We start from the raw sequence: 24,735 nt of genomic DNA, 5'->3' as shown, positions 1-24,735 counted from the left end.
TTTGTAGGAGCGAGCTTGCTCGCGAAGAACCTGTGAGCACCGTTGGGTATCAGGTTTTCCGCGTTTTCGTTAACGATTTTCGCGAGCAAGCTCGCTCCTACAAGGAGGGGTTCAGCGTTTCACAGCAGTAGGCCTGGAACGCTCCGCCCGCTTGCTCAACTGCTCAAACACCGGCGGATACGTCGGCCGCTCCACATACCGCCCGGCACCGCGCTCGGCGCGCAGGTCGCCATCGGCCCACACCAGCTTGCCCTGGCTGATGGTGTGGCTCGGCACGCCGCGCACGGTCTTGCCTTCGAAGATGTTGAAGTCGACTTTCTGGTGATGGGTCTTGGCGGAAATGGTCCGCGTGCCTTCGGGGTCCCACAGCACCAGGTCGGCATCCGCACCCACGCGGATCGCGCCTTTGCGCGGGTAGAGGTTGAAGATCTTGGCGGTATTGGTGGAGGTCAGCGCGACAAACTCCTGCATCGACAGGCGCCCGGTGTTGACCCCTTCATCCCACAGCAGCGCCATGCGGTCTTCGATGCCGGCGGTGCCGTTGGGGATCTTGCTGAAGTCGTCCCGGCCGGCGGCTTTTTGCTCGGCGCAGAAGCAGCAGTGATCGGTGGCGGTGGTGTGCAGGTTGCCGGATTGCAGGCCATGCCACAGCGCTTCCTGATGCCCGCGCGGACGGAACGGCGGGCTCATCACGTAGCCAGCGGCGGTTTGCCAGTCCGGGTGCTGGTAGACGCTGTCGTCCAGCAACAAGTGGCCGGCCAGCACTTCGCCGTAGACCGGCTGGCCTTTGCTGCGGGCGTAGGTGATTTCATCCAACGCTTCCTTGGTGGACACATGCACCAGGTAAAGCGGCGTGCCGATGGTCTCGGCGATGCGGATGGCGCGGCTGGCTGCTTCGCCCTCGACTTGCGAAGGACGCGACAGTGGATGCGCCTCGGGCCCGGTGATGCCCTGGGCCATCAGCTTGCGTTGCAGGTGGTACACCAACTCGCCGTTTTCCGCGTGCACGGTGGGCACCGCGCCCAGTTCCAGGCAGCGTTCGAAACTGGCGACGAGGGTGTCGTCCGCCGCCATGATCGCGTTCTTGTAGGCCATGAAGTGCTTGAAGCTATTGATGCCGTGGTGGCTGACCAACTCGGCCATTTCCTCACGCACCTGTTCGCTCCACCAGGTGATCGCCACGTGGAAGCCGTAGTCCGAGGCGGATTTTTCCGCCCAGCCGCGCCACTGGTGAAACGCTTCCAGCAGGGATTGCTGCGGGTTGGGAATCACAAAGTCGATGATCGACGTGGTGCCTCCCGCCAGGCCTGCCGCCGTGCCACTGAAGAAGTCTTCACTGGCCACGGTGCCCATGAAGGGCAGTTGCATGTGAGTGTGGGGGTCGATGCCGCCGGGCATCAGGTATTGGCCGCTGCCATCGAGTATCTCAGTGCCGGCGGGAATATCCAGATTCGTACCAATAGCCCGGATTAGACCGCCTGCGCATAACACATCGGCGCGGTAACTTTCATCATGGGTAATAACGGTGGCGCCACGGATCAACAGCGACATGTCGAGTTCCTCACAGGCTTGACCGGCTTGTGCCAGTTCTAAGTGTTGTAATGCTGCTTGCCGATGGTCAGTTAATTCCTGTCATCGGTGACAGGAATAGAAACTAGCCCGAGTTTTTAGATTGGGCAAGAAGATTTTTCATAAGCTTATATCTTGATTAACTATCTGATTTATATGAATAAAAATAGAAAATCACCAAAATGTAGCGTGCTATCACCATTTTGACGCACTTGACAGGTTCTTAAATTGAGCAACATTTCTTATTGCAAATCAGACGCTTGAGACATGCCTCTTGACGGGCGTAGGAAATAAAAATAATTGTGTTGCACCAGATTGAGTCCTGACAGTTCGGGCAACTTCCACGTTATCTAGCCTGAGTAACGTGGCAAGTACCGAAGGCTCACTCGGAAAGCTGATAAACATCAGTAAGTTATATAAGCGGTGCGGTTTTGGTAACGGCTGTCGGCACGGATATTGAGTGCAGTGGCGGCTGGCCGGGCCCGTGGTGTCATGTTGTTTACGAGGTACTCCGGCCACCTGCACACAACGTGCAGGTGAGCAAAAATAATTCGAAAAAACCGTGGAGCGGCCATGCAACAGAACAGATCGCAAGTCATTGAACGCAACGGCCTGTACGAACTCGACGCCGGCCCCGACGTCCTCGACAGCCCGCGCTACAACCACGACATGGCACCGACCAAGGTGCACGAACGCACCTGGAACAAGTGGCACATCACCGCGCTGTGGGTCGGCATGTCGATCTGCGTGCCCACCTACACCTTGGGCGGGGTGCTCACCGCGTATTTTGGCTTGTCGGTGGGCGAGGCGCTGATGGCGATCCTGCTGGCCAACATCGTGGTGCTGATCCCGCTCACGCTTAACGCCTTCCCCGGCACCAAGTACGGCATTCCGTTCCCGGTGCTGCTGCGCTCGTCGTTCGGCATCCTCGGCTCCAACGTGCCGTGCCTGATTCGGGCGCTGGTGGCCTGTGGCTGGTTTGGTATCCAGACGATGTTTGGCGGACTGGCGATCCACCTGTTCCTCGGCTCGATTTTCGAGGGCTGGAAGTCCCTCGGCGGCACCGGTGAAGTGATCGGCTTCATGATTTTCTGGTGCCTGAACCTATGGGTGGTGCTGCGTGGCGCCGAGTCGATCAAGCGCCTGGAAACCTTGTCGGCGCCGTTGCTGGTGGCGGTGGGCATTGGCTTGCTGGTGTGGGCGATGCCCAATGTGTCGCTCAGTGAGTTGATGGCGATCCCGCCGAAACGCCCGGAAGGCGCGAGCCTCACCGGTTACTTCATGGCCGGCCTCACCGCGATGGTGGGCTTTTGGGCCACCCTATCGCTGAATATCCCGGACTTCAGCCGCTACGCCAAAAGCCAGAAGGACCAGATCCTCGGGCAGATCTTCGGCCTGCCGCTGACCATGTTCCTGTTCGCTGCCCTCGGCGTGATCATGACCGCCGCCTCGGTGAAACTGGTGGGCGTCAGCGTGTCCGACCCGGTGACCCTGATCGGCCATATCCAGAGCCCGGTGTGGGTGGCTGTGGCGATGGCATTGATCATCGTCGCGACCTTGTCTACCAATACGGCGGCGAACATTGTGTCGCCCACCAATGACTTCCAGAACATCGCGCCCAAGCTGATCAACCGCACCACGGCAGTAATCCTGACCGGCCTGGTGGGGCTGGCGTTGATGGGCCATGAACTGCTGAAAAAGCTCGGCCTGATCGTGTCCGACGTGAGCCTGGAAACCGTGTATTCCAACTGGTTGCTGGGCTATTCAAGCCTGCTGGGACCCATTGCCGGGATCATGGTGGTGGACTACTTCATCACCCGCAAGCAGCAACTAGACCTCGCCGGGCTGTACCGCGACGACGTGTACCCGGCGTGGAACTGGAGTGGTTTCATCGCGTTTGGCGTGCCGGTGGTGCTGACCTTGCTGTCCCTGGGCAGTGACGCGTTCAGCTGGTTCTACAGCTACGGCTGGTTTACCGGTTCGGCGTTGGGCGGCCTGTTGTATTACGGCCTGAATGCCAAGCGCGGGATCAGCCCTGTTGCCGTCAATCCATAAGAAAAATCCAGCTTGAGGAGATCACTCATGAATGCTGCCCTCGACGTCCTGCAAATCAACCGCGACCGCCTGTGGCAGTCGCTGATGGACCTGGCCAAGCTCGGCGCCACGCCCAAGGGCGGTGTGTGTCGTCTGGCCCTTACCGACCTGGATCGCAAGGCCCGCGACCTGTTCGTGCAGTGGTGCGAAGAGGCCGGCTGCACCGTGACCGTGGATGGCATCGGCAACATCTTCGCCCGTCGTCCGGGGCGTAATCCGAACCTGCCGCCGGTGATGACCGGCAGCCACATCGACACCCAGCCCACCGGCGGCAAGTTCGATGGTTGCTTCGGTGTGCTGGCCGGTGTGGAAGTACTGCGTACGCTCAACGACCTGAACGTGGAAACCGAGGCGCCGCTGGAAGTGGTGGTGTGGACCAACGAGGAAGGTTCGCGCTTTCCGCCGTGCATGATGGGCTCCGGGGTGTTTGCCGAGAAATTCACCCTGGCCGATACCTTGGCCAAGGTCGATGCGGACGGTGTCAGCGTGGGCGATGCGCTGAATGCGATTGGCTATGCGGGCGCGCGGCCGGTCAGCGGGCACAAGGTGGGGGCCTATTTCGAGGCGCATATCGAACAGGGACCGATTCTTGAGGATGAGAAAAAAACCATCGGTGTGGTGCTGGGCGCCCTCGGGCAGAAGTGGTTCGACCTGAAGCTGCGCGGCGTTGAGGCTCATGCGGGGCCAACGCCGATGCATCTGCGCAAGGATGCCCTGGTGGGCGCGGCGGCCGTAGTGGCGGCGGTGAATGCGGCAGCATTGGGGCACCAACCCCATGCGTGCGGCACGGTGGGTTGCCTGCAGGCTTACCCCGGATCGCGTAACGTAATTCCCGGTGAAGTGCGCATGACTCTGGACTTCCGTCACCTGGAACCGGTGCGATTGGATTCGATGATCGCCCAAGTGCGCAGAGTGATTGAAGACACCTGTGCCAAACACGGGCTGAGTTTCGAAATGGAACCCACGGCTGACTTCCCGCCGTTGTACTTCGACAAAGGCTGCGTGGATGCGGTACGCGATGCCGCAAATAGCCTGGGCTTGTCGAACATGGACATCGTCAGCGGGGCAGGGCATGACGCGATTTTCGTCGCAGAGCTTGGGCCGGCGGGGATGATTTTTGTGCCCTGTGAAGGTGGCATCAGCCACAACGAAATCGAGAATGCCGCGCCGGATGATCTGGCAGCGGGATGCGCGGTGTTGTTAAGGGCAATGGCGGCGGCGTCGGCGGCAATCGCCAGCGGCAAGCTCGCCGCCTAAGCCATCACCGCCCTCCGTAGGAGCCGGCAAGCAGGCTCCTACGGAGAATGGACAGTGTCAGGAAGAGGGTTGCCAGCCGCCACCCAGCGCGGTCACCAGCCCGACACTCGCCTGCAACTGCCTTGTCTGCACCGCCTGTAATGTCCGCTGCGCCTGTAACGCCGCCGACTGCGCCGTCACCACATCCAGGTAACTCACGGCCCCTGCCTGATAGCTGTTCATCGCCAGCGCTTGCGTGTGCTGCGCTGCATCCGCTGCCGCTTGTTCATCCTGTGCTTCCTGCTGCAGATCCCGCAATTGTGCCAGGTTGTCCTCGACTTCGCGCACGGCTTTCAGCACCTGGCTGCGGTACTGCGCCGACGCCTCTTCAAACTCGGCCTTGGCCTGGCGTTCGTTGGCGCTTAGGCGACCGCCGTCGAAGATCGGCAAATTCACCAACGGCCCCAATGCCCAATAGCGATTGCCCGCGGACAGCAGGTTGCCGACCCCCTGAGTCTGCCCGCCAATCAACCCCGTCAGACTGAAATCCGGATACCACGCCGCCTTGGCCACACCGATGTTGGCGTTGGCGGCAAATACTCGTCGCTCGGCCGCTGCAATGTCCGGACGACGTTGCAGTAGGTGGCTAGGCAATTGCGAAGGGATCCCCGGCAAGGCGATCAATTGCGGGCTAGGCGGCAATGAAAAATCGCTGGCTGCCACACCCACCAGTTCTCCTATCGCGTGCTCGGTCAGATTGCGTTGCCCGCGCACTTCATCCCATTGCGCCTTGGCCTCGGCCAGTTGATTCTGCGCGCGCGTGAGGTCCAGCTCCGAAGCAATCTGCCCCTCATACCGGCTACGGGTCAGTTGCAACGCCTGGCCGAAATCCGCCAGCGAACTGTTGAGAATCCGCGCCTGCGCATCCAGCCCGTTGAGCTGCACGTACAACGTCGCCAACTGATGCTGCAGGCTCAAGCGCGCCACCGCCAAATCATCGCCGGACGCCTGTGCCTGGGCATCACCGGCCGCCACCTGGTTGCGGATTTTGCCCCACAGGTCCAGGTCGTAACTCAGTGAAAACCCTGCGGTATTGCTGTTGTATACCGATGGCTGCGTATCCCCTCGCAGCGGCCGCGAGTCCGATTGGCGCTGGCGCAACGGCTGCGCGCTGGCGGTGATCTGCGGGAACAACCCCGCATGCAACTGGCTGGCATAGGCCTGGGACGCATCGAAGTGCGCCAGCGCCGCCGCCAGGTCGGGGTTGGCCTTGAGCAGTTGCTGTTGCAGGTCATTCAGGTGCGAATCCTGGTAGAGCGTCCACCATTCGGGGGCCAGTTGATCGGACGGTTGCGCGCTGTGCCAGGGGCCATCGCTGGTCTGTTCGCGGTAGCCGGCGGGCAAATCAACACTCGGCACCTTGTAGGCCGGCGCCATCGAGCAGCCCTGCAATGCCAGCAGCATCAGCGCTGCCAGGGGTTTAAGCCTTAGGCGCATGCGCACCTCCGGCGGCATCGGCCAGTTGTACCGGGTCGCCTTCACGCAGGGCGTCCGGCGGGTTGTCGACCACACGGTCGGCGGGTTTCAGGCCTTGGTCGATTACCAGGCGTTCGCCCAGGTCGAGGCCGATGTGAATGTCCTGCAGGTGCACGTGATTTTGCGCATCCAACACCGCCACTTGCGTGCCTTGGGCGCGGAAGATCAATGCGCTGGCCGGGATGCTCACGCCATGGGTATCCGCCGGAATCGGCAGGGTGGCTTCGGCGTAATCACCGGGGAGCAACTCGCCATTAGGGTTGTCGGCCACGAACTGCGCAAGCAAGGTGCCGGAACGGCGGTCGATGGCGGTGGAATCACCGATCAGGCGCGCCTTGAAGTGCTCACCGGGGTGCTCGGGCACAGTCAGCTCGGCTTCAAGGCCGGGGTGGATGACCGCCGCGTAGTTCTGCGGCACGGGCACATACAGGCGCAGTTGATGGGTGTCGGCGATGTTGAACAGCTCGGGATCGCTGTCGGTGTCGGCCTTGATCAATTGGCCGATATCGGTGTTGCGTGCGGTGATGGTGCCGGCGAATGGCGCGCGGATCGTCTTGTAGCTTTCCAGCGCGGACAGCCGCGCATAGTCGGCAGCGGCGGCTTCGGCGTTGGCTTTTGCGGCGGCGGCATTGGAGGTTTTTTCGTCGGCCTCCTGGCGCGATACCGAATGGCTGGCGAGCAGGTTTTGCCAGCGGGTGGCGGTGGTTTCGGCCAGGCGTGCGTTGGCCTGTTCCTGTACCAGCCGGGCGTGGGTTTGCGCCAGTTGCTGATCCAGGTCGGGGCTGTCGATCTCGGCGAGGATTTGCCCGGCTTTGACCTGGGTGCCGATGTCGGATTTCCAGTCCTTCAAGTAGCCGCTGACACGGGCGTGAATCGGCGCCTTGCTCCAGGCTTCCAGGTGCGCCGGCAAGCGCAGGGTATCGCCGGCGACATTCTGCTGCGGTTGGAACACCATCACCTGCGGGATGGCGGCGGTTTCGGTCCAGGCGGTGACCGATTGTTCGTGCAGCGTGCGGGCATGCAGGCCGTTGGCGACCAACAGGGCGGCCAGGGTCAGGCCGCCGACACCCATGAGCATCAGACGCTTGCGCGAGGGTTTGTGATCAGACGACATGAGGCGTTTCTCCAGCGGTGGCGCGAGTAGGGTGACGGCCGTGGACCAGGCTGAAGACCACGGGGACAAACAACAGGGTGGCGGTGGTGGCGAGGATCAAGCCACCGATCACCGCACGGCCGAGCGGGGCGTTCTGCTCCTCGGAAATCGCCAGGGGCAGCATGCCGATGATCATCGCCAGGGCGGTCATGCACACCGGGCGGAAGCGCGTGTAACCGGCTTCCAGCGCGGCCTTGAGCGCATCGCCATGTTCGGCCAGGCGTTCACGGCAGAAGCTCACCACCAGGATCGAGTTGGCCGTGGCCACGCCCATGCACAGGATCGCGCCGGTCAAGGCGGGCACCGACAACGAGGTGCCGCTGAGGAACAGCATCCACACGATCCCTGCCAGCGCCGCAGGCAAGGCGGTGATGATCACGAACGGATCGACCCACGACTGGAAGTTGACCACGATCAGCAGGTAGATCAGCACCACCGCACCGAGCAGGCCGAAGCTCAGTCCACTGAACGCTTCATGCAGCGCATCGATCTGTCCGTGCAGGCTGATCACTGCGCCTTTGGGGCGCATGGAGGCGGTGTCATCCAGCACTTTCTGCACATCACGGGCCACGCCGCCGAGGTCGCGGCCTTGCACGTTGGCGTACAGGTCCAGGGTCGGTTCGATGTTGTAATGAGTCACCACCGCCGGGCTTTGCACGCGGGAGATGGTGGCCACGCCGCCAAGGATCTGCGACTGGCCGTCGGCGCCGGTCACCGGCAGCGCTTCCAGCGAAGGCAGGCTGTCGAGGCGGTATTGCGGGGTGGCGGCGACGATGGAGTAGGACACGCCGTTGGCCGGGTTGAGCCAGAAGGTCGGTGCCACTTGGGAACTGCCGGCGAGGGAGGCGACCATACTGTTGGTCACGTCACGCTCGGTGATGCCCAGGCCATTGGCGCGCAGGCGGTCGACGTTGACCTGCAAGGACGGGTAGCCGGTGGACTGCTGGATACGTAGGTCGGCAATGCCCGGTACGTGCTGCAGGCGCCGTTCCAGTTCCACCGCATAGGCGCGGTTTTCTTCATCGCTGCGCCCGGAGATTTTCACGTCCAGAGGGGCCGGGGCGCCGAAGTTGAGGATCTGGCTGCTGATGTCTGCCGGCAGGAATGCGAAATGGCTGCCGGGGAAACTTTCTGGCAGGGCTTCGCGCAATTTCTTTACGTAGTCGGCGGTGGGCGCGTGGTCTTTTTTCAGGGTGACTTGGATGTCACCGTCCTGCGGGCCGATGGTGCCGCTGCTGCTGTAGGCCATGTCGATACCGCTGAGCGGGATGCCGATGTTGTCGACGATGGTGTCGAGTTCTTCGGCGGGAATCACTTCACGAATCCGCGCTTCGATACGGTCGAAGGCGGCGGCGCTTTCTTCAATGCGCGTGCCCAGTGGCAGGCGCACGTGCAGGGCCAAGGCGCCCGCGTCGGTGGCTGGGAAGAAGTCCTGGCCAAGGCTTGGCAGCAGCAGGAACGACGCCAGCACACAGGCCAGGAAACCGACGATAAAACGCTTGCGATTGCCCAGGGCCAAGGTCAGCAGGCCGTGATAGGTATCGCGGATGTTCGAGAAGTGACGCTCGAAACCCTGTTGGAAATTCAGCACCGATTGCAGCATGGCATTGCGCTGTTTCTGATGCTGCTCACCCTCGTGATGATTGATGAATTCATCTTCTGGGTGGTGTCCTGCCCCTTGCTCCGGGGTGTGCGGCTTGAGCAGGAACATTGCCAGCGTCGGCACCAGCGTACGTGACAGAATGAAAGAGCTGGCCATGGCAAAGATCACCGCCAGGGCCATCGGCCGGAACAGATAACCGGCGATGCCTTGCAGCAAGAACATCGGCACGAAAACGATGCAAATACACAGTAGCGAGACGAACGCCGGGCCGACGATTTGCGCGGCACCGTCGAGGATCGCGGTCTTCACCGCCTTGCCTTGTTCCAGGTGCCAGTTGATGTTTTCGATGGTCACCGTGGCGTCGTCCACCAGGATCCCCACCGCCAACGCCAGCCCGCCGAGGGTCATCACGTTGAGGGTTTGCCCGCTGACCGCCAGCAGCGCGATAGCCGATAGCACGGCCAGGGGAATCGAGGCGGCGATGATCAAGGTGGAGCGCCAGCTACCAAGGAACAGCAGGATCATCGCACTGGTCAGCAGCGCAGCGATGATGCCTTCCTGGGCCACGCTGCCCACTGACTGCTTGACGAACACCGAGGCATCGCCCAGCAGCGAGGTCTTCAGCGACGGCGGCAGGGTTTCGTTGATGCGCGGCAGCATCTGACGAATGCCGTCGATGATCGACAGGGTGGAGATGCTGCCGTTCTTCAGCGCCGGCATGAGGACTGCGCGGTGGCCGTCGACGCGCACGATGTTGGTCTGCGGCGGCGAGCCGTCACGCACATGGGCGACCTGGCCGATGGTGATCAGCGCACCGTCGACGGTCTTGATCGGCAGGTCGTTGAGTTCATCGATGGCCTTGGGGCTGTTGTTGAGCAGGATCGTGTATTCGTTGGGGCCGAGTTTGGCGGTGCCCACCGGGATGATCTGGTTCTGCAGCGCCAAGGCATTGCCGACGTCCTGGGCCGACAAGCCTTTGGCGGCCAGCGCCTGTGGGTCAAGGTCCAGGGTGATCTGGCGTTGCTTGCCGCCCATGGGCGTCGGCATGGCCAGGCCGGGCAGGGCGCTCAGGGGCAGGCGGATGTTGTTCTGCACCAGGTCGCGGATCTTGGCTTCCGAGAGGCTGGGGCTGGAGAACGCCATCTGCAAAATCGGCACCGTGGAGGCGCTGTAGTTGAGGATCAGCTGCGGCGTGATGCCCGGTGGCATCTGCTTGAGCACGGTTTGTGACACCGCTGTCACCTGGGCGTTGGCGGTGCGGATATCCACGCCGGGTTGGAAGAAGATCTTGACGATGCCCATGCCGGGCAGGGATTGCGACTCGATATGCTCGATGTCGTTAACCGTGGTGCTCAGGGAGCGTTCATAGGTGTAGATCACCCGGCCAGCCATGGCGTCCGGCGACAGGCCGTTGTACTGCCAGACTACGGCGACCACGGGAATGCCAATGTCCGGAAAAACGTCAGTGGGGGTACGCAGGGCCGCCATCGGCCCGATGATGCAGATGAATATGGCCAACACGATAAACGTGTACGGCTTTTGCAGTGCGGTCTTTACCAGCCCGAGCATGCGTGAAACCTCCGGAGGGAGCAGGATTGCAAACCCCGGCAGTCTTGCCCGACCCACCTAACACGCACCTTTCAGCCAGGTGAAGGAACATTTAGGAAGGGGCTGAAGATCGTTTCATCTGTATTCATTTGTTCTACAAAGGGTGGCTCCTCAAGCTTGTAGCCCATTGGACACATCGTCCCTATTTGGAGCCCTGCCATGTCACTCAAACCCTTGTTATTGATCCCGGCCCTCGGTGCTGTGCTGTTGTTATCGGCGTGCGCCGGCCCGATTCCCAAGGCCGACCCGAGCGAAGCGTGGATCGGTTTGAAAGAAGAAGCCCCCAACGACCTGATGGCCGAACGCGTGGACGGCAAGCGCGTGGATGACGGACGTTTCTTTGAGGTGACACCGGGAGACCATCGCCTGGATGTGACGCTGTTCGAGGAAGAGCCAGGCGACGACAACCAGCAGGACTGCCAGGGGCGGGTCGAATACAAGGATTTCAAGGCGGGTGAGCACTACACCCTGGTGGAGTCGAGCCTGGGCACCACCGTGCGCGCATCCTTGATGGATGGTCACGGCAAGGAGGTCGCGGCGACTCAGGACTTCAATTGCATGCCTGGCTAGGCGTGATGTACCGCCACCTTATGGGGTTTGGCGGGTGCAGCGGGTTTGACGTGGGGGTGATGGTGCCGACGGGTGATGCGCAACACCCCCCACAACATGGCGCCGGCTACCGCCAGCCAACCGCAGATCAACAGGACAATCGTTGTTGCAAGGCTCATTAGGGCCTCCTTTCGCCCCCAGGGGGCACACACAGTCTTCTCAATGGACAGTCTAGCTACCTGACGGTTGCCTGCTATTGACCAATGGTCGTGTCTGTCCAACTTCTTTGCTATATCCACGACCTTTGTAGGAGCGAGCTTGCTCGCGAAAAACGTCAATGAGAATGCGCGTTATCTGGATTAACACGGCGCCTTCAGGTTTTTCGCGAGCAAGCTCGCTCCTACATAAACGTGATTGGGCTATGATCAGGGCCCTCACCGGCAGTTGATCAAGAGAGTAGAAAATTGCGGTTACGGTCGAACCTGAAAACATCCTTGTTCCTCGCGTGTGCCTTGGGCCTTGCGGCGTGTTCCTCCACCCCGTCGAGACTGGCCGGCCTGCCGGAGCGCGTCGAGCTCAACGGCGTGCCGACCTTTCGCAGCGAGGCTTATCAGGGCGGTCCTACGTCTTTAGCCAGCATGCTGTCGCAACAAGGCATTGTCATGACACCGGGGCTATTGGATAAACCGCTGCATTTGCCGGGCGGCGAAGCAGACCTTGAGCGCAATATGCAGGTGCTGGCGCGTGAGTACGGACTGATGGTGTATCCGCTGGAGGCCAAGCTGACGGCGGTGCTGGCGCAGGTAGCGGCGGGTTATCCGGTGATGGCGCGGATCGGTGGCGGGCTGTGGTCGGACGCGCACTACGTGGTCGTGGTGGGGTTCAACCAGCAGAAAAGTACGGTGTTGTTGCGCTCGGGCATGGATCGACGTTTGCTGATGAGCTTCAGCGACTTTGAGTCCAAATGGAAAAGCGCCGGCAGTTGGGCAATCCTCACCCAGCGCCCGAGCCAGTTGCCGGCGAATGTAGATGCACAACGTTGGCGCGACTCGGCGAATGCGACGGCCCAGGCCGGGCAGGAGCGGGCGGCAGCGCAGGCACTGAAGGTGCTGGCGGAACGCAAATAAAAAACGGCGCTATCGAAGCGCCGTTTTTTATCGTTTAGCGACGGGCTTCCGCAGCGTTAGGACGATTCTTCAGGTTCTTGTCGGCCTTGTAGCGCAACGCCACATCCGGCACCGAACCGCTCCTGCCGGTCTCGACCCAATTGCGGATACGGCTGGCATCGGCAAAGTGGGTGAATTTGCCGAAGGCATCCAGGATCACCAGCGACACCGGGCGGTTGCCCATGCTGGTCACCAGTACCAGGCAGTGGCCGGCCTGGTTGGTGAAACCGGTCTTGGTCAGCTTGATGTCCCAGTTGGCGCGGTTGATCAGGTGGTCGGTGTTGGAGAAGCCCAGGGTGTAGTTGGGCTTGCGGAACGACACGGTCTTTTCCTTGGTGGTGCTCAACTGGCTCAGCAACGGGTAGTGACGCGCGGCAGCCAGCAGCTTGCTCAGGTCGCGGGCGGTGGACACGTTGTGGATCGACAGGCCAGTGGGTTCTACATAATGAGTGCTGGTCATGCCCAGTGCCTTGGCCTTGGCGTTCATCGCCGCGATAAACGCCGGGTAGCCGCCTGGGTAGTGGTGGGCCAGGCTGGCCGCGGCGCGGTTCTCCGAGGACATCAAAGCAATCAACAGCATTTCTTTGCGCGGCATTTCGCTGCCGATTTTCACGCGGGAGAACACGCCTTTCATTTCCGGCGTGTCCTTGATGTTGATGTCGATGTATTCGTCCATGTTCTGCTTGGCTTCCAGCACCACCAGGCCGGTCATCAACTTGCTCACCGAGGCGATGGGCACCACCACATCGGGGTTGCTGGAATAGATGACTTTGTTGGTCTGCAGGTCCACCAGCATGGCGCTGCCGGAAGCGATTTGCAGTTTGGACGTGTCACGCGGCGCCTGGGTGGTTTCGGCGGCGTGCGCGAAGGTGCCTGTGAAAGCAAAAAATAGGCTGACGAGAGAAAGACGAATTTTCACGCGGATGAACTCGCTAAAAAGTAAGGAAATACCGTTCAGAAACGGGTTATATGACAAATGCCGTTACATTTTAGGAGTATGGATCAGAAACTGTCGAATGTTCTTCTAGAACCCGATGAAAGTTCTTAAAAACTAAGAAAAAACAGGATTTATTGCGGGCAATAAAAAGCCCTGCGATAAAGCAGGGCTTTTTCAGTACGCCTGGTTATTAGGCGTGCAGGGTCTCTGCGGCGTACAGGGTATTTTCCAGCAGGCAAGCACGCGTCATCGGGCCGACGCCGCCTGGCACTGGTGTGATCCAGCCCGCGCGGGGCAGGGCGGTTTCGTACACCACGTCGCCCACCAGCTTGCCGTCGTCCTGACGGTTGATGCCCACGTCGATGACGATTGCCCCCTCCTTGATCCATTCACCTTTGACCAGCCCTGGCTTGCCGGCGGCAACCACGACCAGGTCGGCGCGGCCGACGTGGCCGGCAAGGTCCTTGGTGAAACGGTGGGTCACGGTCACGGTGCAGCCGGCCAACAACAGTTCCATGGCCATCGGGCGGCCGACGATGTTGGACGCGCCGACCACGACTGCGTCGAGGCCGTACAGGTCGACACCGGTGCTTTCCAGCAGGGTCATGATGCCTTTTGGCGTGCATGGGCGCAGCAGCGGGATGCGCTGGGCCAGGCGGCCGACGTTATAAGGGTGGAAACCGTCGACGTCTTTGTCGGGGCGAATGCGCTCCAGCAATTTGGAGGCGTCCAGATGCTCGGGCAATGGCAGTTGCAGCAGGATGCCATCGATCTTCGGGTCATCGTTGAGGCTGTCGATCAGGTCGGTCAGGGCCTGCTGGGTGGTTTCGGAAGGCAAGTCGTAGGCCTTGGAAATGAAGCCGACCTCTTCACAGTCTTTACGCTTGTGCGAGACATAAACCTGAGAGGCAGGATCGCTGCCGACCAGGATCACCGCGAGGCCAGGCGTGCGCAGACCTTGTTGGCTGCGCTCGGTGACTCGTTTGGCGATCTGCTGGCGCAGGCTGGCGGCGATTGATTTGCCGTCGATAAGTTGTGCAGTCATTACGCGTGATTAACCATCGAGAGGGGGAAGAAAAGTGCGCGCATTCTCGCATGCCAGGACGTGAGGGCAAAGGCGCTTGGTCTGCAAATTGCCCTAACCCCTTAAATAAAATCAGTTTTTTTCAAAAAAGATTTGACGGGTTTCGAGGGCGTCTATACTATTCGTCGCACTTGTCGGGCACAGCCTAGCACTGGTTAAGAAGGTCGAGCAGAATAGCGTGTTGTTCTGCAAGGCTGGAAGCACTTAGTTTGTAATCCTCCAAGAGTACAGATTAATAAGGCGCCCGTAGCTCAGCTGGATAGAGCATCCGCCTTCTAAGCGGATGGTCGCAGGTTCGAGTCCTGCCGGGTGCGCCATTAGGCAGCTTTGGCACAAGTAGCGCTATATGGTGGGCGTAGCTCAGTTGGTAGAGCACGGGATTGTGACTCCCGTTGTCGAGGGTTCGATCCCCTTCGTCCACCCCATATTTTAAAAGGCGCCAGATTAATCGTCTGGCGCCTTTGCTTTAAGAGCTTCAAGCGCGGATGTGGTGGAATTGGTAGACACACTGGATTTAGGTTCCAGCGCCGCGAGGCGTAAGAGTTCGAGTCTCTTCATCCGCACCAAATAAAGCTTGGTCCAGTCGAAAGGCAGGGCAGGGCTCAACAAAGAAGTGGTTTGGTTTCTTTGTTAACGCAATATGGTGGGCGTAGCTCAGTTGGTAGAGCACGGGATTGTGACTCCCGTTGTCGAGGGTTCGATCCCCTTCGTCCACCCCATATTCGAAAGGCGCCAGATTTAACAGTCTGGCGCCTTTTTTGGTTTCAGCGGTTCGAACTATCCCGCGACTGCCGGTAGCGGGTCGCAACGGCAGGGCGTTTCGTCGTATTTGTGTATCTCGATGATGCCGCGCTGCCTGCCAGTCCCGTTTGAGGGGGTGGCCGTCAGGGAGATGGCTGACGACTTCTTCTATATATAGGAGGGGCGGCGCAGAGCCCTGGCGTGATGGGTTGTATTTGTCACCGGGGCGAGGTGCATCAGTGCCTTCGTACCGATAAATTGCCGGCTGTTTTCGGGCGTATTTGCAGTAGGGTGACTTCTTGAGTTTGACCCACTAGAATGCATGCCCTTGATTGGGGTCGGAAATGGCCGGCTAACGTCTGTGCAACGAGGAATATCCATGCAAGTTTCTGTTGAAAATACTACTGCTATCGAGCGTCGCCTGAGCATCACCGTGCCGGCTGAGCGCATCGAAACTGCGGTCAACAAGCGTCTGCAGCAGACTGCCCAGAAGGCCAAGATCGCTGGTTTCCGTCCAGGCAAAGTGCCAATGAGCGAAATCAAGCGCCGTTTTGGTGCCGATGCGCGCCAGGAAGCTGTCGGTGACGTGATCCAGGCTTCTTTCTATGAAGCTGTTGTTGAGCACAAGCTGAACCCAGCAGGTTCGCCGTCGATCGAGCCTAAGTCCCTGGAAGCTGGCAAGGACCTGGAATACGTTGCCGTATTCGAAGTGTTCCCTGAATTTGAAGTGGCCGGTTTCGACGGTATCGAAATCGAGCGTCTGAGCGCCGAAGTGGCTGATTCGGACCTGGACAACATGCTGGAAATCCTGCGCAAGCAGAACACCCGTTTCGAAGTGGCCGACCGTGCTGCCCAGAACGAAGACCAGTTGAACATCGATTTCGTTGGCAAGGTTGACGGCGAAGTCTTCGCTGGCGGCTCCGCCAAGGGTACTCAGCTGGTGCTGGGTTCCAACCGTATGATCCCGGGTTTCGAAGACGGCCTGGTTGGCGCCAAAGCCGGCGAAGAGCGCGTTCTGAACCTGACTTTCCCTGCTGACTACCAGAACCTGGACCTGGCTGGCAAAGCCGCCGAGTTCACCGTGACCGTCAACAGCGTTTCCGAGCCTAAGCTGCCAGAGCTGAACGAAGAATTCTTCGCTCAATTCGGCATCAAGGAAACCGGCATCGAAGGCTTCCGCACCGAAGTTCGCAAGAACATGGAGCGCGAGCTGCGTCAGGCCATCAAGTCCAAGGTCAAGAACCAGGTCATGGACGGTCTGCTGGCCGCCAATCCGATCGAAGTGCCTAAGGCCCTGCTGTCCAACGAAGTGGATCGCCTGCGCGTTCAAGCTGTTCAGCAGTTTGGTGGCAACATCAAACCTGACCAACTGCCGGCCGAGCTGTTCGAAGAGCAAGCCAAGCGCCGTGTCGTGCTGGGCCTGATCGTGGCTGAAGTGGTCAAGCAGTTCGACCTCAAGCCTGACGAAGACCGCGTTCGCGAAATGATCCAGGAAATGGCTTCGGCCTACCAGGAACCAGAGCAGGTCGTGGCTTGGTACTACAAGAACGATCAGCAACTGAACGAAGTGCGTTCGGTTGTGCTGGAAGAACAAGTTGTGGATACTGTTCTGCAGAAGGCTAAGGTGACCGATAAAGCGGTCTCTTACGAAGAAGCAGTCAAACCGGCGGAAGCAGCACAAGCCGACTGATTGTCCAACTCGTTGGAAATACAACCATAAGCCAGCCTCGCGCTGGCTTATGCGTTTTCAAGACATGACTATTTGGGAGTAACTGCAGAGCATGTTCCGTAATTCCTATATTCAGCAGAACTCTGATATCCAGGCCGCTGGCGGCTTGGTCCCGATGGTTGTCGAGCAGTCCGCTCGTGGCGAACGCGCCTACGACATCTACTCGCGCCTGCTCAAGGAGCGAGTGATCTTTCTGGTGGGCCCCGTAGAGGACTACATGGCCAACCTGATCTGTGCGCAACTGCTGTTCCTTGAAGCGGAAAACCCGGACAAGGACATCCATCTCTACATCAACTCCCCGGGCGGTTCGGTGACGGCCGGCATGTCGATCTACGACACCATGCAGTTCATCAAGCCGAACGTGTCGACCACCTGCATTGGCCAAGCCTGCAGTATGGGCGCATTCCTGCTGACCGCAGGTGCCGAAGGCAAGCGTTTCTGCCTGCCGAACTCGCGCGTGATGATTCACCAGCCACTGGGCGGTTTCCAGGGCCAGGCGTCGGATATCGAAATCCACGCCAAGGAAATCCTGTTTATCCGTGAGCGTCTGAACACGCTGATGGCCAAGCACAGCGGGCGCACCCTGGAAGAAATCGAACGCGACACCAATCGCGACAATTTCATGAGTGCCGAAGCCGCGCAAGCCTATGGCCTGATCGACGCAGTGATCAGTCAGCGCCCCGCTTAATATAAGCCGCTCAAAATAGGGCTGGTCGGCATGTCCGACCACTGGCGGGCTTGAAAAAGCCCGCATAAGCCTTCATCTTGTGTTGCAAGCCTATCGGATTTGGATCGAACGAATGACTGACACCCGCAACGGCGAGGACAACGGCAAGCTGCTCTATTGCTCCTTCTGTGGCAAAAGCCAGCATGAAGTGCGCAAATTGATTGCCGGCCCCTCGGTCTTTATCTGCGACGAGTGCGTCGACCTGTGCAATGACATCATCCGCGAGGAGGTGCAGGAAGCCCAGGCCGAAAGCAGCGCGCATAAATTGCCTTCGCCTAAAGAAATCAGCGGCATCCTTGACCAGTACGTGATTGGTCAAGAGCGTGCAAAGAAGGTTCTGGCCGTAGCGGTGTATAACCACTACAAGCGCTTGAACCAGCGTGACAAGAAAGGTGACGAAGTTGAACTCGGCAAGAGCAACATCTTGCTGATCGGTCCTACAGGCTCGGGTAAAACCCTGCTGGCAGAGACCCTCGCTCGCCTGCTGAACGTTCCGTTCACCATCGCCGACGCCACCACCCTCACCGAGGCTGGCTACGTGGGTGAAGACGTCGAGAACATCATTCAGAAACTGCTGCAGAAGTGCGACTACGACGTAGAGAAAGCCCAGATGGGTATTGTCTACATCGACGAAATCGACAAGATCTCGCGCAAGTCGGACAATCCGTCGATCACCCGGGATGTTTCCGGTGAAGGCGTGCAGCAAGCCCTGTTGAAACTGATCGAAGGCACGGTCGCTTCCGTACCGCCACAAGGTGGTCGCAAGCATCCGCAGCAGGAATTCCTTCAGGTTGATACGCGTAACATCCTGTTTATCTGTGGTGGTGCGTTCTCCGGTCTGGAAAAAGTCATCCAGCAGCGTTCGACCCGCGGCGGCATCGGCTTCAGTGCCGAAGTGCGCAGCAAGGAAGAAGGCAAGAAGGTTGGCGAGTCCCTGCGTGAAGTCGAGCCTGACGACCTGGTCAAGTTCGGTCTGATCCCGGAATTTGTGGGTCGTCTGCCGGTCCTGGCCACGTTGGACGAGTTGGATGAGGCTGCTCTGATTCAGATCCTCACCGAGCCGAAAAACGCCCTGACCAAGCAATACGCCAAGCTGTTCGAAATGGAAGGTGTGGACCTCGAGTTCCGTACCGACGCCCTCAAATCGGTGGCCAAGCGGGCACTGGAGCGCAAGACCGGTGCACGTGGCCTGCGTTCGATTCTGGAAGGCGTGTTGCTCGACACCATGTATGAGATCCCCTCGCAGTCCGAGGTGAGTAAAGTGGTGATCGACGAAAGCGTTATAGAAGGTAAGTCCAAGCCACTGTATATCTACGAAAACAGTGAGCCGGCTGCCAAGGCTGCGCCGGACGCGTAAGCGTTTCGCAGTGTCGGTATAAACAAGGGGCCTCCAGGGGCCCCTTTGTTTTTGCGGCGTTTTTTGCCCCAAGGCGTTTACTGCGTTTAACTGCTGGCAATAAGCTTGTTTTTTTTGCATGCAGCCCCCATCTTGGTTTCAAGCTTATTTTTCATCTGTCATAGAGGCGAAATCATGAAGACCACCATCGAATTGCCTCTCCTGCCGTTGCGCGATGTCGTCGTCTATCCGCACATGGTTATCCCGCTGTTCGTGGGGCGCGAGAAGTCTATCGAAGCCCTCGAGGCCGCGATGACGGGCGACAAGCAGATCCTGCTGTTGGCCCAGAAGAATCCTGCTGATGATGATCCAGGCGAAGACGCCCTGTATCGTGTCGGCACCATTGCTACCGTACTGCAACTGCTCAAGCTGCCTGATGGCACCGTCAAGGTGCTGGTCGAAGGTGAGCAGCGGGGCGCGGTCGAGCGTTTCATGGAAGTGGATGGCCACCTGCGCGCCGAAGTGGCGCTGATCGACGAAGTCGAGGCCCCTGAGCGCGAGTCCGAAGTGTTTGTGCGCAGTCTGCTCTCGCAGTTCGAGCAGTATGTGCAGTTGGGCAAGAAAGTCCCGGCTGAAGTCCTGTCTTCCCTCAACAGCATCGATGAGCCAAGTCGCCTGGTCGACACCATGGCCGCGCACATGGCGCTGAAGATCGAGCAGAAGCAAGACATCCTCGAAATCATCGACCTGTCGGCGCGTGTCGAGCACGTGCTGGCACTGTTAGACGCCGAAATCGACCTGTTGCAGGTTGAGAAGCGCATCCGTGGTCGCGTGAAGAAACAAATGGAGCGCAGCCAGCGCGAGTACTACCTGAATGAGCAGATGAAGGCCATTCAGAAAGAACTCGGCGACAGCGAGGAAGGCCACAACGAAATCGAGGAGCTGAAAAAGCGCATCGATGCTGCCGGCCTGCCGAAAGACGCCCTGACCAAGGCCACCGCCGAGCTGAACAAGCTCAAGCAGATGTCGCCGATGTCGGCTGAAGCCACCGTGGTGCGCTCCTACATCGATTGGCTGGTGCAGGTGCCGTGGAAGGCCCAGACCAAGGTGCGCCTGGACCTGGCGCGTGCTGAGGACATCCTCGACGCCGACCACTATGGTCTCGAAGAAGTCAAAGAGCGCATCCTCGAATACCTCGCCGTGCAAAAGCGCGTGAAGAAAATCCGTGGCCCGGTGTTGTGCCTCGTCGGTCCGCCTGGCGTGGGTAAAACCTCCCTGGCAGAGTCGATCGCCAATGCTACCAACCGCAAATTCGTGCGCATGGCTTTGGGCGGTGTGCGTGATGAAGCGGAAATCCGTGGTCATCGCCGGACTTACATCGGTTCGATGCCAGGAAGATTGATTCAAAAGATGACAAAGGTGGGCGTGCGCAACCCGCTGTTCCTGCTCGATGAAATCGACAAAATGGGCAGTGACATGCGTGGCGATCCGGCATCGGCGTTGCTCGAAGTGCTCGACCCGGAGCAGAACCACAATTTCAACGACCATTACCTGGAAGTCGACTACGACCTGTCCGACGTAATGTTCCTGTGCACCTCCAACTCCATGAACATCCCGCCGGCACTGCTGGACCGGATGGAGGTGATTCGTCTGCCGGGCTACACCGAAGACGAGAAGATCAACATTGCCGTCAAATACCTCGCGCCCAAGCAGATTTCGGCCAATGGCCTGAAAAAGGGCGAGATCGAATTTGAGGTCGAGACGATCCGCGACATCGTGCGCTACTACACCCGCGAGGCCGGTGTAAGGGGCCTGGAGCGCCAGATCGCGAAGATCTGCCGTAAGGCGGTCAAGGAACATGCACTGGAAAAACGCTTCTCGGTGAAGGTCACCGCCGATTCCCTGGAGCACTTCCTGGGCGTGAAGAAATTCCGCTACGGCCTGGCCGAGCAGCAGGATCAGGTAGGGCAGGTGACGGGCCTGGCGTGGACTCAGGTGGGCGGCGAACTGCTGACCATCGAAGCCGCGGTGATCCCTGGCAAGGGCCAACTGATCAAGACCGGTTCCCTGGGTGACGTGATGGTTGAATCCATCACCGCCGCGCAGACCGTGGTGCGCAGCCGCGCCAAGAGCCTGGGGATCCCCCTGGACTTCCACGAGAAGCACGACACCCACATCCACATGCCGGAAGGGGCGACCCCGAAAGACGGCCCTAGCGCTGGCGTAGGCATGTGCACGGCCCTGGTGTCGGCATTGACTGGTATTCCGGTGCGCGCCGATGTCGCCATGACCGGGGAAATCACCCTGCGTGGTCAGGTATTGGCCATCGGTGGTCTGAAAGAGAAATTGCTTGCTGCACACCGGGGTGGTATCAAGACGGTGATCATTCCTGAAGAGAATGTTCGCGACTTGAAGGAAATTCCTGACAACATCAAGCAGGATCTGCAGATTAAACCGGTTAAATGGATTGACGAGGTCCTGCAAATTGCGCTGCAATACGCGCCGGAGCCCTTGCCGGATGTGGCTCCGGAGATAGTTACCAAGGACGAAAAACGTGAGTCTGATTCCAAGGAAAGAATTAGCACGCATTAATGTGTTAAAGCCTGGGGGCTTCCTTGACAGCTTTTTAGAGCCCTTGTTATAAAGCGGCTCTTAAGTGTCTGTAGGCCATTCAGCACTGGTTTTTGCTTTCACCAAAAAACTTAGAATCATACTCAATAGATATATAAGGGGACTTAGAGTGAACAAGTCGGAACTGATTGATGCTATCGCTGCATCCGCTGATATCCCGAAAGCTGCTGCTGGCCGTGCGCTGGATGCAGTAATCGAATCCGTCACTGGCGCTCTGAAGGCCGGCGACTCCGTGGTACTGGTAGGCTTCGGTACGTTCTCTGTGACTGATCGCCCAGCTCGCACTGGCCGTAACCCACAGACTGGCAAAGCACTGCAGATCGCTGCTGCCAAGAAACCAGGTTTCAAAGCCGGTAAAGCCCTGAAAGAAGCCGTTAACTAAGCTTCGATCCAGCCTTTATCTACCCAGGTCGAACCCAGGTTCAACCTGGGAGCGGAGCGGCAGCAGACCCGTGTATGCATCGGGTCGCCAAGCCGGGGGGAGAACCAAAGCCCCCGTCCGCTCCGCCAGTTGCGAGAAGGCGCATCCTTGGATGCGCCTTTCTTATATCCGTACTCTACCCACGCTCCACGGTTGCCAATTTCTGAAGTTCAACCGTTTCTGGGGGACGCATGCTGCAAAATATCAGGGACAATTCACAAGGCTGGATTGCCAAGACCATTATCGGGATCATCGTCGCATTGATGGCGTTCACCGGTATCGAGGCCATTTTCCAGGCTTCGGGTAACAGTAAGCAGGACGTGGCCAAGGTCAACGGTGAAGAAATCACCCAGACCGAACTGAGCCAGGCCGTCGACATGCAACGTCGCCAGCTGATGCAACAGCTGGGCAAGGATTTCGATGCCTCCCTGCTGGACGAAAAGCTGCTGCGCGAAGCGGCCCTCAAGGGTCTGATCGATCGCAAGCTGTTGCTGCAAGGTGCGGCTGACTCCAAGTTTGGCTTCTCTGAAGCTGCGCTGGATCAAGTGATCCTGCAGACACCGGAATTCCAGGTAGACGGCAAGTTCAACGCCGAACGCTTTGACCAGGTGATCCGTCAACTGGGCTACAGCCGTATGCAATTCCGTCAGATGCTGACCCAGGAAATGCTGATCGGCCAGGTTCGCGCAGGTATTGCCGGCAGCGGTTTCGTTACCGATGCCGAAGTGCTGGCATTCGCTCGTCTGGAAAAACAGACCCGCGACTTCGCTACCGTCAACATCAAGGCCAACCCTGCCGCGGTGAAACTCACCGACGACGAGGTCAAGGCTTATTACGACCAGCACGCCAAAGAGTTCATGACCCCGGACCAAGTGGTCATCGACTACCTGGAATTGAAGAAGTCTTCCTTCTTTGACCAGGTCAGCGTGAAGGACGAAGAGCTGCAGGCGGCCTATCAGAAAGAAACCGCCAACCTCGCTGAACAGCGTCGTGCGGCGCACATCCTGATTGAAGTCAACGACAAGGTCACCGACGCGCAAGCCAAGGCCAAGATCGAAGAGATCCAGGCACGCCTGGCCAAGGGTGAGAAGTTCGAAGCCCTGGCCAAGGAGTTCTCCCAGGATCCAGGTTCGGCCAACAGTGGCGGCGACCTCGGTTTTGCTGGCCCTGGCGTCTACGACCCGGACTTCGAAACCGCTTTGTACGCGTTGAACAAGGACCAGGTCTCGGCACCGGTGCGCAGTTCCTTCGGTTGGCACCTGATCAAGCTGTTGGGCGTTGAAGCACCGCAAGTGCCGACGTTTGCCAGCCTGAAAGACAAGCTGACCAAAGAGCTGAAGACCCAGCAGGTTGAGCAACGTTTCGTCGAAGCAACCAAGCAATTGGAAGATGCGGCGTTCGAAGCTTCCGACCTGGCCCAGCCGGCGTCCGACCTGAAGCTGACCGTACACACCTCCGCGCCGTTTGGCCGTGAAGGTGGTGAAGGTGTTGCGGCCAACCGTGCCGTGGTCACTGCTGCTTTCAGCCCGGAAGTGTTGGATGAAGGTGCCAACAGCACCGCTATCGAACTGGATCCGGAAACCATCATCGTGCTGCGTGCCAAAGAGCACCTGAAGCCTTCGCAACTGCCGCTGGAAAGCGTCGATGCGGCGATTCGCACGCAGATGGCCAAGGAGCGCGCCAGCGCAACTGCCAAGGCTCATGCTGACGAGCTGATCGCCAGCCTGCGTGATGGCAAGACTCCGCTGAACCAGCCGGTCGACGGCCAGGCGTGGAAGGTCACTGAAGCGGCTACCCGTAGCCAGGACGCGATCGACCCAGCCGTGCTGCAAGCCCTGTTCCGCATGCCCAAGCCTGCGGCCAAGGACAAGCCGACCTTCACCACTGTGAGCCTGGCGGACGGTAGCCTGGTGATCGTGCGCTTGAACGGCGTCAACGAAGCCGCTGCCCCAACGGACGAAGAAAAGGCGCAATACCGCCGCTTCCTCGCCTCCCGTGTCGGTCAGCAGGACTTCGCGGCGTACCGCAAGCAGTTGGAAACCAAGGCTGACATCAAGAAGTTCTGATGTCGGTTTGAACAAGAAGCCCCCGGCCTGAAAAGACCGGGGGCTTTTTTATGGGCGCTGGAGTGAGCTGCTCGGTTGTGAGGCACCCGTCGTCCTGCTCCTTTTCAGTTTGCCTGCGGCGACTTTTAGCAGACGTTGGAAGTTCGGGCATTGGCCATGGTCAGTCGCGGGGCACTCTGCGGCATGGCGCAATCCAAGGCTCATCGCCTTCAGGCGTTTGATGGTCGCGTCTATGCTGTCGGCCTTGTCCAGCAGCACCTGCCGGTCCACCTGCAAGGCACCCTCGACCGGGAGCATGGTGCGGATCTCGTCCAGGGACAGGCCGCCAGCTTGCCCAAGGGCAATCAGCGCCAACTGATCGAGCACATCGGGTTTGAAGTGCCGTCGTTCGCCGGGTGCGCTGGTCGCGGCGATCAATCCGGTCTTTTCATAGAACCGCACGGTGGAAGAGGGTAGTCCGGTACGCCGGGCCACTTCTGAGATATCCATGATGCATCCCTTGACTTGAAGTTGACTTCAACTTCTATCCTGCCTGTGAACGAGAGTCTC

Annotated in this window: 18 protein-coding genes and 4 tRNA genes; 14 read left to right on the top strand and 8 right to left on the bottom strand. The window is 59.3% G+C overall.

Annotated elements, in window-relative coordinates:
* Positions 1-111: 111 nt before the first annotated feature.
* The gene (gene hydA / locus CI807_RS26080) at positions 112-1,551 is read right to left on the bottom strand and encodes a dihydropyrimidinase (protein WP_095016815.1); all 1,440 of its coding nucleotides are present in this window, start codon (positions 1,549-1,551) and stop codon (positions 112-114) included.
* A 591-nt stretch (positions 1,552-2,142) separates the two neighbouring features.
* Here hydA and CI807_RS26075 point away from each other — a divergent pair.
* On the top strand, positions 2,143-3,624 hold the full coding sequence (locus tag CI807_RS26075; protein ID WP_095016814.1) for an NCS1 family nucleobase:cation symporter-1: 1,482 nt from the start codon (positions 2,143-2,145) through the stop codon (positions 3,622-3,624).
* Positions 3,625-3,651: 27 nt separating this feature from the next.
* A complete protein-coding gene (locus tag CI807_RS26070) occupies positions 3,652-4,920 on the top strand; it encodes a Zn-dependent hydrolase (protein ID WP_095016813.1) in 1,269 nt (422 codons plus the stop codon).
* Between the two features lie 57 nt (positions 4,921-4,977).
* Here CI807_RS26070 and CI807_RS26065 read toward each other — a convergent pair whose 3' ends face one another.
* Genes CI807_RS26065 through CI807_RS26055 form a run of 3 tightly spaced genes read right to left on the bottom strand, consistent with a single transcriptional unit; the run spans position 4,978 to position 10,760 of the window.
* Positions 4,978-6,396: an efflux transporter outer membrane subunit gene (locus tag CI807_RS26065; RefSeq protein ID WP_095016812.1), complete on the bottom strand. Its 1,419-nt coding sequence runs from the start codon at positions 6,394-6,396 to the stop codon at positions 4,978-4,980.
* The gene (locus CI807_RS26060) at positions 6,380-7,549 is read right to left on the bottom strand and encodes an efflux RND transporter periplasmic adaptor subunit (RefSeq protein WP_095016811.1); all 1,170 of its coding nucleotides are present in this window, start codon (positions 7,547-7,549) and stop codon (positions 6,380-6,382) included. The genes CI807_RS26065 and CI807_RS26060 overlap by 17 nt, the downstream gene beginning before the upstream one ends.
* Positions 7,539-10,760 (bottom strand): efflux RND transporter permease subunit, encoded by a 3,222-nt coding sequence (locus tag CI807_RS26055; protein WP_095016810.1) that lies wholly within the window; start codon positions 10,758-10,760, stop codon positions 7,539-7,541. The genes CI807_RS26060 and CI807_RS26055 overlap by 11 nt, the downstream gene beginning before the upstream one ends.
* 198 nt (positions 10,761-10,958) lie before the next feature.
* Here CI807_RS26055 and CI807_RS26050 point away from each other — a divergent pair, with 198 nt between their 5' ends.
* Positions 10,959-11,369 carry a hypothetical protein gene (locus tag CI807_RS26050; RefSeq protein ID WP_016978010.1) on the top strand — a complete coding sequence of 137 codons (411 nt, stop codon included), beginning with the start codon at positions 10,959-10,961 and terminating at the stop codon, positions 11,367-11,369.
* Here CI807_RS26050 and CI807_RS31525 read toward each other — a convergent pair.
* The gene (locus CI807_RS31525; protein WP_016978011.1) at positions 11,366-11,527 is read right to left on the bottom strand and encodes a hypothetical protein; all 162 of its coding nucleotides are present in this window, start codon (positions 11,525-11,527) and stop codon (positions 11,366-11,368) included. The two genes, CI807_RS26050 and CI807_RS31525, sit on opposite strands and share 4 nt — an antisense overlap.
* Before the next feature lie 285 nt (positions 11,528-11,812).
* On the opposite strand from CI807_RS31525, the gene CI807_RS26045 reads away from it, so the two are divergent.
* The gene (locus tag CI807_RS26045) at positions 11,813-12,475 is read left to right on the top strand and encodes a C39 family peptidase (protein ID WP_050572453.1); all 663 of its coding nucleotides are present in this window, start codon (positions 11,813-11,815) and stop codon (positions 12,473-12,475) included.
* A gap of 34 nt (positions 12,476-12,509) precedes the next feature.
* On the opposite strand, the gene pbpG is transcribed toward CI807_RS26045, so the two are convergent.
* Together pbpG and folD are read right to left on the bottom strand one after the other, a co-directional pair.
* A complete protein-coding gene (gene pbpG, locus CI807_RS26040; protein ID WP_095016809.1) occupies positions 12,510-13,433 on the bottom strand; it encodes a D-alanyl-D-alanine endopeptidase in 924 nt (307 codons plus the stop codon).
* Positions 13,434-13,641: 208 nt separating this feature from the next.
* A complete protein-coding gene (gene folD, locus CI807_RS26035; RefSeq protein WP_061448970.1) occupies positions 13,642-14,496 on the bottom strand; it encodes a bifunctional methylenetetrahydrofolate dehydrogenase/methenyltetrahydrofolate cyclohydrolase FolD in 855 nt (284 codons plus the stop codon).
* A 279-nt stretch (positions 14,497-14,775) separates the two neighbouring features.
* On the opposite strand from folD, the gene CI807_RS26030 reads away from it, so the two are divergent.
* The 10 genes from CI807_RS26030 to CI807_RS25985 all read left to right on the top strand — a co-directional run bounded on the left by CI807_RS26030 (position 14,776) and on the right by CI807_RS25985 (position 24,186).
* Positions 14,776-14,852: transfer RNA gene (locus CI807_RS26030), tRNA-Arg, on the top strand.
* A gap of 32 nt (positions 14,853-14,884) precedes the next feature.
* Positions 14,885-14,960 (top strand) — tRNA-His (locus CI807_RS26025).
* Positions 14,961-15,016: 56 nt separating this feature from the next.
* Positions 15,017-15,101: transfer RNA gene (locus CI807_RS26020), tRNA-Leu, on the top strand.
* Positions 15,102-15,178: 77 nt separating this feature from the next.
* Positions 15,179-15,254 (top strand) — tRNA-His (locus tag CI807_RS26015).
* A gap of 401 nt (positions 15,255-15,655) precedes the next feature.
* Positions 15,656-16,966, top strand: a complete 1,311-nt coding sequence (gene tig, locus CI807_RS26010; RefSeq protein WP_095016808.1) for a trigger factor — start codon at positions 15,656-15,658, stop codon at positions 16,964-16,966.
* A gap of 91 nt (positions 16,967-17,057) precedes the next feature.
* Positions 17,058-17,693 (top strand): ATP-dependent Clp endopeptidase proteolytic subunit ClpP, encoded by a 636-nt coding sequence (gene clpP, locus CI807_RS26005; protein ID WP_016978016.1) that lies wholly within the window; start codon positions 17,058-17,060, stop codon positions 17,691-17,693.
* Between the two features lie 112 nt (positions 17,694-17,805).
* Positions 17,806-19,089, top strand: a complete 1,284-nt coding sequence (clpX, locus tag CI807_RS26000) for an ATP-dependent Clp protease ATP-binding subunit ClpX (protein WP_010209414.1) — start codon at positions 17,806-17,808, stop codon at positions 19,087-19,089.
* A 174-nt stretch (positions 19,090-19,263) separates the two neighbouring features.
* Positions 19,264-21,660 (top strand): endopeptidase La, encoded by a 2,397-nt coding sequence (gene lon / locus CI807_RS25995; protein WP_095016807.1) that lies wholly within the window; start codon positions 19,264-19,266, stop codon positions 21,658-21,660.
* A gap of 148 nt (positions 21,661-21,808) precedes the next feature.
* Positions 21,809-22,081, top strand: coding sequence for an HU family DNA-binding protein (locus CI807_RS25990; protein ID WP_003174819.1), 273 nt, complete (start codon positions 21,809-21,811; stop codon positions 22,079-22,081).
* 230 nt (positions 22,082-22,311) lie between these two features.
* Positions 22,312-24,186: a SurA N-terminal domain-containing protein gene (locus CI807_RS25985; protein ID WP_095016806.1), complete on the top strand. Its 1,875-nt coding sequence runs from the start codon at positions 22,312-22,314 to the stop codon at positions 24,184-24,186.
* A gap of 48 nt (positions 24,187-24,234) precedes the next feature.
* On the opposite strand, the gene CI807_RS25980 is transcribed toward CI807_RS25985, so the two are convergent.
* Positions 24,235-24,675: a helix-turn-helix domain-containing protein gene (locus CI807_RS25980; RefSeq protein WP_095016805.1), complete on the bottom strand. Its 441-nt coding sequence runs from the start codon at positions 24,673-24,675 to the stop codon at positions 24,235-24,237.
* Between the last annotated feature and the right edge of the window lie 60 nt (positions 24,676-24,735).

The sequence above is a fragment of the Pseudomonas sp. NS1(2017) genome (assembly GCF_002269425.1).
GTDB lineage: Bacteria > Pseudomonadota > Gammaproteobacteria > Pseudomonadales > Pseudomonadaceae > Aquipseudomonas > Aquipseudomonas reactans.
The sequence above is the reverse complement of the archived record's forward strand: the minus strand, read 5'-3'. Positions and strand labels throughout refer to the sequence as shown.

Bases quoted from the DNA above. Each gene is read 5' to 3' on its own strand.
- hydA (WP_095016815.1), bottom strand. From the start codon at position 1,551: ATGTCGCTGTTGATCCGTGGCGCCACCGTTATTACCCATGATGAAAGT.
- CI807_RS26075 (WP_095016814.1), top strand. From the start codon at position 2,143: ATGCAACAGAACAGATCGCAAGTCATTGAACGCAACGGCCTGTACGAA.
- CI807_RS26070 (WP_095016813.1), top strand. From the start codon at position 3,652: ATGAATGCTGCCCTCGACGTCCTGCAAATCAACCGCGACCGCCTGTGG.
- CI807_RS26065 (WP_095016812.1), bottom strand. From the start codon at position 6,396: ATGCGCCTAAGGCTTAAACCCCTGGCAGCGCTGATGCTGCTGGCATTG.
- CI807_RS26060 (WP_095016811.1), bottom strand. From the start codon at position 7,549: ATGTCGTCTGATCACAAACCCTCGCGCAAGCGTCTGATGCTCATGGGT.
- CI807_RS26055 (WP_095016810.1), bottom strand. From the start codon at position 10,760: ATGCTCGGGCTGGTAAAGACCGCACTGCAAAAGCCGTACACGTTTATC.
- CI807_RS26050 (WP_016978010.1), top strand. From the start codon at position 10,959: ATGTCACTCAAACCCTTGTTATTGATCCCGGCCCTCGGTGCTGTGCTG.
- CI807_RS31525 (WP_016978011.1), bottom strand. From the start codon at position 11,527: ATGAGCCTTGCAACAACGATTGTCCTGTTGATCTGCGGTTGGCTGGCG.
- folD (WP_061448970.1), bottom strand. From the start codon at position 14,496: ATGACTGCACAACTTATCGACGGCAAATCAATCGCCGCCAGCCTGCGC.
- tig (WP_095016808.1), top strand. From the start codon at position 15,656: ATGCAAGTTTCTGTTGAAAATACTACTGCTATCGAGCGTCGCCTGAGC.
- clpP (WP_016978016.1), top strand. From the start codon at position 17,058: ATGTTCCGTAATTCCTATATTCAGCAGAACTCTGATATCCAGGCCGCT.
- clpX (WP_010209414.1), top strand. From the start codon at position 17,806: ATGACTGACACCCGCAACGGCGAGGACAACGGCAAGCTGCTCTATTGC.
- lon (WP_095016807.1), top strand. From the start codon at position 19,264: ATGAAGACCACCATCGAATTGCCTCTCCTGCCGTTGCGCGATGTCGTC.
- CI807_RS25985 (WP_095016806.1), top strand. From the start codon at position 22,312: ATGCTGCAAAATATCAGGGACAATTCACAAGGCTGGATTGCCAAGACC.
- CI807_RS25980 (WP_095016805.1), bottom strand. From the start codon at position 24,675: ATGGATATCTCAGAAGTGGCCCGGCGTACCGGACTACCCTCTTCCACC.